General features: G+C 39.2%; 12 protein-coding genes. 8 read left to right on the top strand and 4 right to left on the bottom strand.

The window, feature by feature from the left end; all coding sequences use genetic code 11:
- Positions 1–25 precede the first annotated feature (25 nt).
- The gene (locus CFY84_RS02370; protein ID WP_088822595.1) at positions 26–511 is read right to left on the bottom strand and encodes a glutathione peroxidase; all 486 of its coding nucleotides are present in this window, start codon (positions 509–511) and stop codon (positions 26–28) included.
- Complete coding sequence (gene msrB, locus CFY84_RS02365; RefSeq protein WP_088822594.1) at positions 508–927, bottom strand: peptide-methionine (R)-S-oxide reductase MsrB; 420 nt, start codon at positions 925–927, stop codon at positions 508–510. The genes CFY84_RS02370 and msrB overlap by 4 nt, the downstream gene beginning before the upstream one ends.
- Before the next feature lie 144 nt (positions 928–1,071).
- Between msrB and CFY84_RS02360 the strand changes: the two genes are divergently transcribed.
- The 7 genes from CFY84_RS02360 (at position 1,072) to CFY84_RS02330 (ending at position 12,086) form a co-directional block, all read left to right on the top strand.
- Positions 1,072–2,307, top strand: a complete 1,236-nt coding sequence (locus CFY84_RS02360) for a pyridoxal phosphate-dependent aminotransferase (protein ID WP_088822593.1) — start codon at positions 1,072–1,074, stop codon at positions 2,305–2,307.
- A 141-nt stretch (positions 2,308–2,448) separates the two neighbouring features.
- The gene (locus CFY84_RS02355) at positions 2,449–3,504 is read left to right on the top strand and encodes an asparaginase (protein ID WP_088822592.1); all 1,056 of its coding nucleotides are present in this window, start codon (positions 2,449–2,451) and stop codon (positions 3,502–3,504) included.
- Positions 3,505–3,665: 161 nt separating this feature from the next.
- Positions 3,666–7,226 (top strand): DNA polymerase III subunit alpha, encoded by a 3,561-nt coding sequence (dnaE, locus tag CFY84_RS02350; protein WP_088822591.1) that lies wholly within the window; start codon positions 3,666–3,668, stop codon positions 7,224–7,226.
- A gap of 17 nt (positions 7,227–7,243) precedes the next feature.
- The gene (locus CFY84_RS02345) at positions 7,244–8,089 is read left to right on the top strand and encodes an RNA methyltransferase (RefSeq protein ID WP_088822590.1); all 846 of its coding nucleotides are present in this window, start codon (positions 7,244–7,246) and stop codon (positions 8,087–8,089) included.
- Positions 8,086–8,907, top strand: a complete 822-nt coding sequence (cysE, locus tag CFY84_RS02340; protein ID WP_088822589.1) for a serine O-acetyltransferase — start codon at positions 8,086–8,088, stop codon at positions 8,905–8,907. The genes CFY84_RS02345 and cysE overlap by 4 nt, the downstream gene beginning before the upstream one ends.
- Before the next feature lie 107 nt (positions 8,908–9,014).
- Entirely contained in the window at positions 9,015–9,962 is a 948-nt protein-coding gene (locus tag CFY84_RS02335; RefSeq protein ID WP_088822588.1) for an ABUW_2363 family tetratricopeptide repeat lipoprotein, read from the top strand.
- A gap of 105 nt (positions 9,963–10,067) precedes the next feature.
- On the top strand, positions 10,068–12,086 hold the full coding sequence (locus CFY84_RS02330; RefSeq protein ID WP_088822587.1) for an esterase/lipase family protein: 2,019 nt from the start codon (positions 10,068–10,070) through the stop codon (positions 12,084–12,086).
- A 50-nt stretch (positions 12,087–12,136) separates the two neighbouring features.
- Here the strand turns inward: CFY84_RS02330 and CFY84_RS02325 are convergent, their stop codons facing one another.
- Positions 12,137–13,318, bottom strand: a complete 1,182-nt coding sequence (locus tag CFY84_RS02325) for a lactonase family protein (RefSeq protein ID WP_088822586.1) — start codon at positions 13,316–13,318, stop codon at positions 12,137–12,139.
- A gap of 243 nt (positions 13,319–13,561) precedes the next feature.
- Between CFY84_RS02325 and gcvH the strand changes: the two genes are divergently transcribed.
- Positions 13,562–13,936 carry a glycine cleavage system protein GcvH gene (gene gcvH / locus CFY84_RS02320; protein ID WP_088822585.1) on the top strand — a complete coding sequence of 125 codons (375 nt, stop codon included), beginning with the start codon at positions 13,562–13,564 and terminating at the stop codon, positions 13,934–13,936.
- Positions 13,937–13,983: 47 nt separating this feature from the next.
- Here the strand turns inward: gcvH and CFY84_RS02315 are convergent, their stop codons facing one another.
- On the bottom strand, positions 13,984–15,018 hold the full coding sequence (locus CFY84_RS02315; RefSeq protein ID WP_407640184.1) for a 3-deoxy-7-phosphoheptulonate synthase: 1,035 nt from the start codon (positions 15,016–15,018) through the stop codon (positions 13,984–13,986).
- Between the last annotated feature and the right edge of the window lie 273 nt (positions 15,019–15,291).

Genomic DNA, 15,291 nt, shown 5'->3' with positions numbered 1-15,291 from the left:
AAAAAGGAAGCACTTGCTTCCTTTTTTATGTACTTAGTGCACGCTCAATGTCTTCATGTAATGTTTCAGGCTTTGTTGTTGGAGCATAACGCTGAAGCACTTGACCATCGCGTCCCACCAAAAACTTTGTAAAGTTCCATTTGATGTTTTGAGATCCTAACACCCCTTTTGCTTCTCGGGTTAAAAAGCGAAAAATAGGATGTGCATCGCGGCCTTTAACATCAACTTTAGAAAACATGGTGAATGACACACCATAATTTTTTTTACAAAAGCTACCAATTTCTGACAATGTGCCTGGGTCTTGCCCACCAAATTGGTTACACGGAAAACCGAGCACTTCAAGCCCTTTGTCATGATAGGCTTGATGCAATTTTTCAAGCCCTGCAAATTGCGGGGTAAAGCCACATTTACTGGCAGTATTCACAATTAATAGAACTTTATCTTTATAGTCTACAAAATGCTTTTCATTGCCATTAATTAAATCAGCTTCAAGCTGATAAATTGTGGTCATGGATAGGTTTCTCCGTCATTTTTTTCTTTTGTTTTTAAATTCAGTGAAGCGGAGTTTACACAATAACGTAAGCCTGTTGGTTGTGGACCATCTTCAAACACATGACCCAAATGCGCTCCACAGTGACTGCACGTGATTTCTGTACGTACCATCCCAAGGCTCAAATCTTGCTCTTCTTCTATGACAGTATGATTAACGGGCTTAAAGAAACTTGGCCAACCGCAACCACTGTCATATTTAGTGTCAGACAAGAACAATACCTCACCACAGCATCTGCATTGATATTGCCCTTCTTGCTTTGTATTCCAATATTTACCTGTATAAGGTGCTTCAGTACCCTTCTCTCGAGTGACACGATACTCTTCAGGTGATAACTCTCTTTTCCACTCACGGTCTGTTTTATTGAGTTTTCCCATGATAAACCTCCTTATAGCTATAAATTTCAATACTATGCTTTCTTTATATTTACGCTACCGCAGACTAAAATGCTAGAGAAATTTTACATAGATTGTTCAATTTAAGTAATCTATTTTTTCTTTATCAAACCATTGGATATCACTATGCCTATTTTAGGTAACACACCCCCACGCGAGATCAAAAAATCATCAAAACTCGAGCATGTTTGCTATGATATTCGTGGACCTGTGTTACGTGCCGCCAATGAAATGGAAGAGCAAGGACATCGGATTATTAAGCTGAATATTGGTAATCCCGCCCCATTTGGTTTTGAAGCACCACAAGAAATTATTAATGATGTGGCATTAAACTTACCTAATGCAGTCGGTTATACCGACTCAAAAGGTATTTTTCCTGCACGTAAAGCCATTTGTCAGTATTACCAACAAAAAGGCATTCGTGATATGAATGTCAATGACGTTTATATTGGCAATGGTGTATCTGAACTTATTGTCATGGCAATGCAAGGTCTACTTGATAACGGCGACGAAATGCTTGTACCTATGCCTGATTACCCGTTATGGACTGCTGCAGTCAATTTATCAGGTGGAACAGCCATTCATTATAAATGTGATGAAGAAGACCATTGGTATCCTGATCTTGCAGATATGGAAAGTAAAATCACACAAAGTACCCGAGGTATTGTGGTAATTAACCCAAATAATCCAACAGGTTCAGTGTATCCACGTCATATTTTAGAAAAAATTGTGGCTTTGGCCAAGAAACATGACCTGATTTTATTTGCAGATGAAATCTATGACAAAGTCATCTATGACGGTATTGAGCATGTGTCTTTAGCTTCATTGGCTGGAGATCAATTGTGCGTCTCTTTCAATGGATTGTCTAAGTCATATCGTATTGCAGGCTTTCGCTCAGGTTGGATGGCGATTACAGGAGACCTAACTCGGGCAGCAGATTATATTGAAGGTCTAAATATGTTGGCCTCAATGCGTTTATGCGCTAATCACCAAGCTCAATTTGCGATTCAAACTGCCCTTGGCGGGTATCAAACCATCAATGATTTGATCCGACCAGGGGGACGCTTATATGAACAGCGTAATATTGCGTGGAATATGCTCAATGAAATTCCAGGGGTCAGCTGTGTTAAACCTGAAGGTGCTATGTATTGTTTCCCTCGTTTAGATCCCAATATTTATCCAATTCACGATGACGAACAATTAATGCTTGATTTGCTCCGTGCAGAAAAAGTCTTATTGGTACAAGGTACGGGCTTTAATTGGCCAACGCCTGACCATTTTAGAGTGGTATTTCTACCTGCAGAAAATGAGCTTAAAGAAGCGATCACACGGATTGGTCGTTTTTTAGCGACACTACGCTAACACCTATCGGACTGCATGCATCATTTGCGTGCAGTTCACAGTTGTACCCTATCTTGTAGTTGCTTTTAATTCGCCCTGTGTTACACTTTTTTGGCATATATGTTGCATCCATATTACAATTATTTTTAAGGGACACATGTCATGAAAAAGACGCTGACTTCTTTAGCACTTGCGCTAAGCCTTCTTTCCCCTCATCTTTATGCTAAAAATAATGTTGTTGTTGTTGCAACAGGCGGCACAATTGCAGGTGCTGGTGCAAGTTCAACCAACAGTGCAACCTACACTGCTGCAAAAGTCCCAGTAAATGATTTATTAAATGCCGTACCACAAATCAAAGATCTTGCAAATGTAAGTGGTATTCAAGCTTTACAAATCGCCTCTGAAAACATTACTGACCGTGAGTTGGTTGCACTTGCACGTCAAATCAACGATTTAGTAAAAAAACCAGATGTAAACGGCATTGTTATTACTCATGGTACAGATACCTTAGAAGAAACAGCATTTTTCTTAAATTTAGTTATTCATACAGATAAACCTATTGTTATTGTAGGTTCAATGCGCCCAGGTACAGCATTGTCTGCAGATGGTCCACTGAACTTATATAATGCTGTTGCCCTAGCATCATCAGACGATGCAAAAGGTAAAGGGACATTGGTCATGATGAACGACAGTATTTTTGCTGCTCGTGATGTGACGAAAGCGATTAACATTCATACCAATGCATTTAACAGTCAATGGGGTGCATTAGGTACTGTCGTTGAAGGTAAAACATATTGGTTTAGAGAAACAACCAAACGTCATAACAATACGTCTGAATTTAATATTGAAGATATTAAGACAGATACTCTGCCGCTTGTGCAAATTGTTTATGGCTCTGACAATATGCTTGCTCAATCTTATTTAGCATTACAACAAGCTGGTGTAAAAGCAATTGTGAATGCAGGTACTGGCAATGGTTCAGTGCCTAAGTATATTGTGCCAACTTTAAATCAGTTACAGCAGCAAAGTATTCAAATTGTGCGTTCATCACGTGTACCACAAGGTTTTGTTGTCCGCAATGCTGAACAACCAGATGACAAATATGGTTGGGTTGCTGCACATGACTTAAACCCACAAAAAGCACGCTTATTGACAGCACTTGCGTTAACAAAAAATGCTGATGCGAAAGAATTACAAAGAATGTTCTATACCTATTAATTTTTAGTGTCATTCATGGTGCGAGTGTTCCAAATGTGGGCACTCGCATTGTTTTATCTTAGTGCAATATATTTTATTCCTACATATAAATCAGAATTCTCATCAGTCAATCCGCAAATAGCGTGTTAAAATGCCCTTTGATTTGATTTAAGGAATCTTTAATGCAGTTTGTTCATCTCGGTATTCATACAGAATTTTCAATTACTGAATCAATTGTCCGTATACCGGAATTGTTAAACACTGCAGCTAAAGAAAAAATGCCTGCATTGGCACTGACTGACTTATCAAATATTCATGCTGCTGTAAAATTCTATAAAGGTTGTTTATCCAAAAATATTAAACCTATTTTAGGTGCAACAGTACAACTTGAAGATGCAGCCCATCGTGTGACTTTGCTTGCAATGAGCAATGCAGGTTGGTTAAATCTGACCGAAATTATATCGCGTGGCTATATTGAAGGGCAAATTCTTGATGTACCTTGCGTAAAAAAAGAATGGATTTTACAACAGCATGAAGATCTCATTGTGTTGCTTGGCCAAGCGAGTGATGTTGGTCAACTCTTATGCTCTTCAAATCCCGACAAAGCAGAACCTGCATTTGATGCTTGGCATCATGTATTTGGTAATCGCGTCTATTTGGCACTAACCCGCACGGGCCGTGCCCATGAAGAAACGTTTATTTCAGGTGCAGTGCCTTTAGCTATGGCACATCATGTCGGTGTTGTTGCGCATAATGATGTGCATTTTATTAAAACTGAAGATTTTGAAGCACACGAAGCACGGGTTTGTATTGCAGATGGCTATGTCTTAGCAGATCAGCGCCGTCCACAAATTTATAATCAAGAACAATACTTTAAAACTGCTGAGCAAATGATTGCCCTGTTTAAAGACATTCCAAGTGCCATCGAAAACACAGTCCAAATTGCCAAACGATGTAATGTAAATTTACGTTTAGACACTTACTTTTTGCCAGAATACCCAATTCCTGATGGCTTTACCATTGACACTTATTTTGAACATCTTTCAAAACAAGGACTTGAAGACCGCTTAGAACAACTCTACCCCGCACATACCCGTGATGAAAATTGGCCAAGCATCCGAAAACCATATGATGAGCGAATTGATTACGAAGTTAAAATTATCCTCAACATGGGATTTCCGGGCTACTTCTTAATTGTCATGGACTTTATTCAATGGGCAAAAAATAACGGCGTACCCGTTGGACCAGGACGTGGTTCAGGGGCAGGCTCATTGGTGGCATTTAGCTTAAAAATTACAGATCTTGATCCATTACGCTACGACCTACTCTTCGAACGATTCTTAAATCCAGAGCGGGTTTCTATGCCCGACTTCGATGTCGATTTTTGTATTAGTGGACGTGATCGCGTCATTGAATATGTCGCATGTCATTATGGTCGTGATGCTGTATCACAAATTGCGACCTTTGGTACAATGGCTGCCAAAGGTGCGATTCGCGATGTTGCCCGTGTATTAAGCAAGTCATATGGTCTTGCCGATCGTATTTCAAAACTTGTGCCCACCAAACCATTGGGCGTTGACTTAGCAACAGCCATTGATATGGAACCGCAACTGAAAGATGTGGTGACCAATCCATCGAACCCTGACTATGAAGATGCCAGTGAAATTTGGGAAATGGCGCTCAAATTAGAAGGCATTACACGAAATACGGGTAAACATGCGGGCGGCGTGGTGATTGCACCCGGTAAAATTACAGACTTTTCTGCCATTATGTGTGATGCAGATGGGAGTAACCGCGTTGCGCAATATGATAAAGATGATGTTGAATCAGCAGGCTTAGTTAAATTTGACTTCTTGGGCTTACGTAATTTAACCGTCATTGAAGATGCTCTTCAAAATATCAATAAACGTTTAAAACTAGATCAACCTATTGATATTAGTAATGTGCCACTTGACGATGCAAAGGCATATACCATTTTCTCGGATGCCAATACCACAGCCGTGTTCCAATTTGAATCATTGGGCATGAAACGCATGTTAAAAGAAGCGCGCCCAAGTAAATTTGAAGAAATTATTGCCTTTGTATCACTGTACCGACCAGGTCCGATGGATCTGATTCCCGATTTTATTCATCGAATGCACGGCGGAGATTTTGAATACCTTCACCCACTGCTTGAAGGTGTATTAGAACCGACCTATGGCATCATGGTTTATCAAGAACAAGTTATGCAAGCCGCGCAAATTTGTGCAGGTTACACCTTAGGTGGCGCAGACTTATTACGCCGTGCCATGGGTAAGAAAAAACCTGAAGAAATGGTTAAGCAGCGTCAAATTTTTATTGAAGGTGCTGCCGAAAAAGATATTGATGAAGCCACAGCCAACCACATCTTTGACTTTATGGAAAAGTTTGCAGGCTACGGTTTTAATAAGTCGCATGCAGCAGCTTATGCTTTGGTTGCTTATCATACAGCATGGTTAAAAGCACATTATCCTGCTGAATTTATGGCTGCGGTTTTATCATCGGAAATGCAAAATACCGACAGCGTGGTTTTTTTAATTGATGACTGTCGCAACAATAAATTGACTGTATTACCGCCATCGATTAATCAATCGGTATACCGCTTTCAAGCCATTGATGAACACACCATTGTATATGGTTTAGGTGCAATTAAAGGTGTTGGTGAGCAAGCCATGCAATCTGTAATTGACTCACGAACACAAGATGGCATGTATATCGACTTATTTGACTTTTGCCACCGTGTAGACTTGAAAAAAATGAATAAGCGCACGCTTGAAGCGCTGATTCGTGCAGGTGCATTAGATTGTTTAGGATTAGAGCGTTCTACGTTAATGGCTCAACTGCCTGAAGCTGTGCAAGCTGCTGAACAAGCAAGGCAGAACCGTGAAACAGGTATGATGGATTTGTTTGGTGAAGTTGAAGAAATTCAACGTAAACCGACTAAGCCTGTCAAACCATGGGCAGATGAAGTGCGTTTAAAAGGTGAAAAAGACACGTTAGGTTTATACCTTACAGGTCACCCTATTGATGTTTATCGTCCAGAGCTTAAATTTTTTATTCCAGCTAAACTCAATGAAATCACCCCAACAAAACGTGGTCAAACCACGGTGTTTGCAGGTCTTGTGGTCGATGTGGCTAATTTTCCAAACCGCATGATGATCACACTTGATGATGGCACTGCGCGCTTAGAAGTTAGTTGTAATCATGAGCGATTCCAGCGATTTAAAGATATCATTCAAGCCAATCATGTGATTGTTATTGAAGGTGATGTCTATGAGCGTGAGGGTTATGACCGCCCGATGTCTCGATTATCTAAAGCCTTTAGCTTGAATGAAATTCGACAAAAACGAGCACAAAGTATTCGTATTCATTTACCACTTGACCATGCACCAAAAACCTTGGCCCACGATTTAAAAGCTATTTTAATGCCGTATTGCCATGTCGACTTATGTCAACACATACCGATTATCTTTCATATAGAGCTTCCTTATGCGCAAACTGATTTGCATTTAGGTGCACAATGGAACATTGCACCGCTCGATGAAGTATTGGCAAAACTACGTGACCATTTTGGTAAAGAACATATCGCGATTGAATATCAAATTAAATCTAAAGCAGCGCAAGTGAGAACTTTAGAAATGCACGACAGCCAATTAAATGCGGTCAATGATCAACTCACTGATGCATTCGCTCATCAACCGCAAAATATCAGCCAATACTCATAAATTGCTTGGACAACATTATGCAAGCCTCAGCCAATCAGCACATTAACACGCATCTTGACCATATTCGAATTGTCATGGTGAACACCACATTGCCTGCCAATATTGGCAGCGCATTACGTGCCATGAAAACCATGGGCATTCGCCAACTTGTTTTAGTGGCACCAAAAACTTATCCTCATCCAGACATTAATGCTTTGGCTGCAGGTGCCACTGATCTGTTGGAACACATTATTGTGGTGGATACACTAGAAGATGCAATTGCAGATTGTCATATGGTATTTGGCACCAGCGCACGGAGTCGGACGATACCATGGCCATTGCTAGATGTCCGTCCTGCAAGCCAAATTGCACTTCAACAAGTGGTCAATCATCAGCATCAAGTTGCTATTTTGTTTGGTCGAGAAGATCGTGGACTCACCAATGAAGAACTTGCTTTGGCAAATTATCATGTCACGATTCCTGTCAATACAGACTACGGCGTATTAAATGTTGCACAAGCCATTCAAATTATTTGCTATGAATTTCGTATGGCTGCATCTGAATACATTGACCATAAACAAGAGGCAACTTCAACCGAAACAATGCCTGTGATTCAGCACCATATGCAATGGGATGAACCCCTAGTCACACAAGCACAAATGCAAGAGTTTTATCCTCATCTAGAGAAAATGCTTGAGGAAATTGAATTCTTTGATCCCAATAATCCACGCTTATTGCCAACCCGTTTAAAACGTTTATTTGGTCGAGTGCAGCTTGATCGAATGGAGTATAATCTGTTGCGTGGGGTCTTTAGCCGTGTTCAAGCATTAAGCCAAGGCCGCTTTCAAAAAACAATCACAAAAAAAGAGGATCAAGAATCATGATAAAACAGCTCAAAGAAGACATTAAAGCTGTATTTTCACGAGATCCGGCAGCAAGAAACACCTTTGAAGTCATTACTACCTATCCTGGCATTCATGCTTTGGCAATGCATCGTGTTGCACATGAGCTTTGGAAAAAAAACTACAAAGTCACTGCTCGTAGCCTATCTGCATTTAGCCGATTTACCACAGGAATTGAAATTCATCCTGGTGCAAAAATTGGACGGCGATTTTTTATTGATCACGGCATGGGCGTGGTCATTGGCGAAACTGCAGAAATCGGTGATGATGTCACACTGTATCATGGCGTCACATTAGGCGGCACCACATGGAAGCAAGGTAAACGCCATCCTACATTGGAAGATGGTGTGATTGTGGGTGCTGGCGCAAAAATTCTAGGCCCATTTACCGTTGGAAAAAATGCAAAAATTGGGTCTAATGCCGTCGTGACAAAAGCTGTTCCTGAAAATGTCACTGCTGTTGGTAATCCTGCTCGCTACATTTATAAAAACAGTACAACACAACATCAAGATCAGGAAGTAGAGGAAGCACGCAGAAACTATGCTGAAAGCATAGGTTTTCAGCCTTATGCCACATCACCTAATCAATCTGACCCAGTATTAGATGGTATGCGTGTTTTACTTGATCGTTTACAACAAAATGAAAAAAGAATGAATACCCTATGCCATCGTTTATCACTGCTTGACCCAACTTATATTAAAAAATCAGCAGACAACCAACCCTTCACGCAAGCTGAACTTGATATCCTTGAACAAATTCGACATGAGTGTGAAGCACAAAATAATCAATCAAAAACTTAAATTGTTACATGCTTTACATTGTATGCGTATTTTCATTTACATTACACTGCGAATACGCTTACATTTTATGACTTTAAACAAAACAATATCAATTCTGGAAGAAAACTATGAGATTGAAAACAATAGCATTAACAACACTTATGGCCTCGTTACTTTCAGCATGTAATAGCATTACACCGCAACAAAAGAGCACCCCTACCGTAAGCGAAAATATTATCCAAGAGCCTATTATTTTTAAAGAGCCTGGATTACCTGCACCATTTTATGTGTTGAATGAAAGCGATTATGATCAACCATCAGACTTTGAAGTCAACTTAAAAAAAGCAGCGGCTCAACCTGTTACTAAAATGATTGTTACAGATCCACAAGATCCAACCAAACAAACTACATTTGATATCAACCGTATTATTGTTCCAACAATTGACAGTAAAGGGAAAGATGTTAAGTACTTACCACTTGCTGGACCGAACCAACTTGATGTCACAGCAATTGATGACTTCATTCAATTGGTAGAAGGCCAAGCACGTCACTACCCACCAAAATTTAGCAGTAAAAATGTACGTAAAGGCTTTGAAAATAAGCTGCGCCAAACCAGCCAATTTCTAGATCCATATGCAGATAAAGACAATGCATCATATGATGTATTAATCCGTGCATTCAAAACCAGTATCATGGCAAGAAATCTAGATTTAGGTTCTCAGTACACATCTAAAGCACTTAAATATGGTCAGCGTTTATTAAAACTCAACCCAAATGACCCAATTGTAAACTTTTGGTTTGGCTTTAACTTATCAGAAGGTGGTGGTCAACGTGAAGCCATTGTTTATTTAGATAAAGCCATTAAAGCTGGGGTACAAGAAGCTTATTTATCTGCTGCCAATAACTATTTATATCTTGAACAAAACCGTAATGCCATCACGACACTACGTAATTATAAAGTCAAATATCCTGAAGAAGCTGCTGTTGCAGACCGCTTAATTAAAGAAATTCAAACCCAAGGTCGCACTAATGTTTGGGAAACTTTAACAGGCAGTGGCAAAACCGCTAAGAACTGATCATATAGTCAGCTCGTTCAAACAGACCGCTTGTGAAGCGGTCTGTTTTTTGCTATAGATGATGGTCGTATATAGATAATTTCACTCGACTTATTTTCGGATTCTATGCTCAATCTTTTCGCTAAACCTCCTGTATTCTTGCTTATTTTATTCACATCGAGCACCCTCCTACTCAGCGCCTGTCAAGTGGTCAGTGTAAAACAACAAGCCTTTAACATCACCATCACCAATGAACGAGACAGTATTTTAACACGTGATAAAATTAGCGAAGCCAGCCTGAATGTACTGTCTATGACAGGTCGTGAAGCAAAATTTTGTTCAAATGATCCAGCATCATGCCTTACTGATATTCAACAGATTCCACAAATTCCTAATGAGCAATTCTTCTCAACAGCAAGTGAACTCTATCTTGCCAAAGCCATGACATTAGAAAAATCTGCTGCATGTAAAGTCAAAGTGAAAGATAAATATATCGCCACAGAAAACAAGCAAACTTCATCAAATGTAGAAAATGATTGCATCACTGAAGAAATGCAAATGCTTGACCGCAGTATTCGCTATAGTTATGCATATTTGTTCAAAACAGAGAGAAATCCAGATCAGCGTATTTTTGACAACCGTCAAGTTCAAGTACGTGACTTTTATAATCAAGCTACAGCAAAATTGGTCATGCTATCTTCTGCATTAAAGCCAGAAAATACAGCAAATGACAACTTCAAAGTTGGGAAAAGCGAATACATTATTGACTCTAGCCGCTTTCCGCAGCTAAATAATGTCAAAATTCAAGATTTTATTTCATCGTATAATCTTAATTTTTCGGGCTTACGCTCTATCAACCGTCGCGATGGTTTTGGCTCAGAATTTGTCACAGTTTTACCAAAAGATAAGCTCCCTGAAGAAAATAAATATATATTAGATACACTGAATCATAAGTTCGAAAAATCGGTGAATCCCAATATCCATTCACCGCAATATTTATCGACAACAATTTCAATTGAGCCTGAACCAAAAACCAGTGTCAAAGACTTACTCGATGCAGCACCATTACGCATTAAAATTACCGACCCATACCAATTTGACAGCCTACAGGTTGAAGGTAAATCTTATCCACTTGCAGCCAATTTCTCTGCTCCTTATGGGTTATGGTTGGCTGATAATAATTTAGGCCGAGCTGCATATTTATCATTGATTGACCGTGATAAACAATTGACCATGCCACATCTTTATATGCTTGAACCCTATAATCCCAATAAAAAAGTGATTGTATTGGTTCATGGCTTGGCAAGTAGTCCAGAAGCATGGATTCGGTTAACCAATGATATTATGGGTGACAAAGTACTGCGTGAACACTATCAAGTATGGCAAGTCTTTTATTCAACCAATATGCCAATGCTTGAGAGTCGCTATCAAATCTATGCCATTGTGACACAAGCATTTGGACAGATTGACCCGAAAGCTCCAGCCGCAAAAGATGCTGTATTAATTGGGCACAGTATGGGCGGTGTAATTTCAAGATTATTGGTCAGTAATGCCAATATCAGTAAGCCTGCCTCGAAATTAATTCGATCACACACATTTAATAAATATAAAAATGATCCTTTTGTGGTCGATCGTATTAATATGAAACCCATTAGCAATTTTGATCGTGCAGTATTTTTAGCATCACCTCATCGTGGTACTGCTTTTGCTGATTTATGGTTTACTCGTGTTGCACGTAAAGTGATTCGTTTACCTGGTGCCTTTATTAGTGCATTGTCAGACTCAGTTAAAGATGGTATTGATCCTAAAGATTTTGCCAAACAAATCGACAACTTTATTATTCAAAATGGCCCGAGCGATTTAAGTTATCAGTCCAAGTTTATGGAATTAACTAAAAACATTATGCCAAAAAAAGGTTTTGAATATCATTCAATTATGGGAAACATTGCCAACAGCGATGACCCTAAAATGATTACAGATGGCATTGTTCCGTATAAAAGTGCGCATTTAGATTCTGCAGAATCCGAAAAAATCTTTAAAGGTGGACATTCTATTCAAGAATCCCCCGAAGCTATTTTAGAATTAAGACGAATTCTACGTTTACATTTGATTGACCACGGTCTTTATAAGCCAAACAGTAAATAAAAAAAATGCCTTCAAACGAAGGCATTTTTCATTGCTCAACATCAATATACTTATGGAATAAATTTCACATCAGTAGGTTGACCAATTTGTAAAGCAACACGTGTTGGTGTTAATGCACCAGTCACTTTGTCACGTTTAAATTGACTCACAGTATGCGAATGCACGTTTGTAACAATCAAATATTCGCCTGATTTGTCAATTGAAAACGCACGAGGCTCTAAACCACCGCTAGAGTAACGACCAACCAATGTCAGAAGACCTGTTTTTTCATCTACTTTATAGCCGACAATTTCGTTAATTTCTTTACGGTTACCTACGTATAAAAATTTATTGTCTGGTGAAAATGCTAAACCAGAAGCACTTTTGTGATCGATATGATCTTTTTCAGGTAAAGTTTGCTTTTGGATTTCAGTATACTTGCCATTCTTCAGCTCGAACACAGTCACATCTGCAGACATTTCACTGGTCACATACGCAAATTTACCATGTGATGCGAAAACAAGATGTCGTGGACCACTGCCCTTAGGAAAATGTAAATCGCTTGCAGGGTCAGCTTTTAAAGGCTGTTTGCTTGATGGTTGATAGTCATATACACGAACAATATCACCACCTAAGTCAGCCACATATAGTTTCTTACCATCTGGAGTAAAGGTAACTGAATGGGCATGACCTGATGTTTGACGCGAAGGAATAGCGCCTGTGCCTTTTGGATAAAGAATATTTTGTACCACTTCACCAATTGCACCATTGGCAAGAATCGGTAACACAGATACGCCTGAGTCTTTACCACCTGCAGAATAGTTTGCAACCAACAAATACTTACCATCTGTTGATAGTGTTGAATGTGTTGGATGATCGCCTTTACTGCTCACTTCATTAATTTTTTTAAGCTCGCCATCTTTATTCAGGCTAAGTGCAGTTACTGCACCATTTTCTGATTCATTGGTCACATATACAAATTTGTGATCTTTAGAAAAAGTAATCCATGATGGATGAGGAATTTTCACTTCACCAAGTGGTGTTAAGCTGCCATCTGCATTGAGTTTGACTGTATAAATCCCCTCACTTGCAATGTGTGCTGAAACTTTTGAGCCTTCAGGCAACCCTGTCCACGTACCAACTAGAAATTTTTGTTCTGGAATCATTATTTTTTTCTCCGCAAATGTTGCTGTACTCATGAATAATGGTGCACATAGACCCAGCGCAATTGCAAATTTACTCAATGGTTTCATTTAAACATCCTTACTGACAGACTGATGAAAATATAATATGTTGCTCTCAAAACCAGCAACTGTAATTTATAAAACTTTGACTAGATCTTTTTTTATCATAAATTGTTCGCTTAGGCTAGACAAGTGATTGTCACATATCAATAAATTTGGTTACTTAACAAAACAATAAAATGAGAAGCAGATGAAAAACAAAATGAAGTTGTATACACTGATTCAAAATGAACTGCCATCCTAGGAAAAATTATGCATCATCCTACAGACCGCAAATATGCAGCCACTCATGAGTGGGCAAAAGTTGAAGGTGAATTGATTGTGACAGGTATTTCAGATCATGCACAAGACGCTTTAGGTGATCTTGTTTATGTTGAATTACCAGAAGTTGGTCAACATGTTCAAGCCACTGAACAAATTGGTGTAGTTGAGTCTGTGAAAACAGCATCAGATATTCACATGCCTATTACAGGCACTGTTGTTGAGGTCAATACAACACTTGACGATGACCCTGAAATGATTAATGAAGACCCCTACCACAACGGTTGGATTTATAAAATCAAGCCCGATCATATTGAAGATTTTGAGAAACTACTCACTCAAGCTGACTATGAAGCCGGCCTATAATTAAAAAAAGGTACATGATCTATCAAGACCATGTACCTGCTTTAAATCTAGTGCGATGTTAAATCGTTTTGGATCTCCAAAATAAGCTGCTCGGTTTTTTCCCATCCTAAACAACCATCTGTAACGGATTGACCATATATCATTTGTGTTGTGATTTTTTGTGCACCATCCACCAAATGACTTTCGACCATAACCCCTCTAACACCTGTTAAAGCACGTTCAGCAATAATTTGCTTTAAAATAGCAGGCTGTTTTAACGGCTGCTTTCCACTATTGCCATGGCTACAATCGACCACCAATGCAGGCATAGCTTCGCCAACTTTCTCTTTAATTGCTAAGATCGAAGCTGCATCATAATTGGTCCCTGTATTGGCACCACGTAAAATGAGATGTGGATGTGGATTTCCTAAACTGCTGCGTAATACAGGACCACCTTCTGCACCCAAGGCAAAGAAATCGTGTTGTGCTTTAGACGATTGAATCGCATCTAAAGCAATTTGTACTGAGCCATCTGTACCATTTTTAAATCCAATCGCAAATGGCACACTACTTGCAATTTCACGGTGGATTTGTGATTCAGATGTTCTTGCACCAATCGCACCCCAAGCAATTAAATCATCAAAATAGCCTGTTGCCATCGGATTTAAAATTTCACTCGCAAGTGGAATACCAATGTTAATTAAATCAATATAAAGTTGGCGAGAACGTTCTAAGCCTGCTTGTAAATCGCATTGTTCATTTAAATTTGGATCATATAAAAAACCTTTCCACCCGACCGTTGTTCTTGGTTTTTCGATATATGCTCGCATCACAATAAAAATTTGCTCTTGCACTTGATCTTGCAGGGCTTTGAGCTTGGTTGCATATTCAGTTACAGCAACTGGATCATGAATTGAACATGGTCCCATGATGACAAGCAAACGCTGATCTCGACCAGCCAAAATATCTTCAACCGTTTTTCGATGCTCAAATACCACGTGCTGTAATGTCGTAGACAGCGGCAATTGTGCTTTCAACTGCGCTGGTGTGGTGAGCTTTTTTTCTTTTTGCTGCGAACGTTCAGGTGAAACTACAGTATTCATATTTATCCTTTTTGGGTGTTAACCCTCACTTTATTACTTCAATCAAGGTCTGGTGTTGATCTATAGAGTCTCGGTAAAACCCAAAAAACAAGTTAAAATCGTTTTTCATTGCTCAATCTCCAGTATATAAAAACAAAAAAACCTGATTGGTGGTTGCCAATCAGGTTTTGTACATCGGTGGGCAACCTACTTTTCGAATGCCCACACGATTTGGGCAATTATCTAAAATGCCAAAAATATGCGTAAGTAATGTTAAATTGTTGAACACCGTTC

The organism is Acinetobacter apis (genome assembly GCF_900197575.1).
In the GTDB taxonomy this organism is placed as follows: Bacteria; Pseudomonadota; Gammaproteobacteria; order Pseudomonadales; family Moraxellaceae; genus Acinetobacter; species Acinetobacter apis.
The sequence above is the reverse complement of the archived record's forward strand: the minus strand, read 5'-3'. Positions and strand labels throughout refer to the sequence as shown.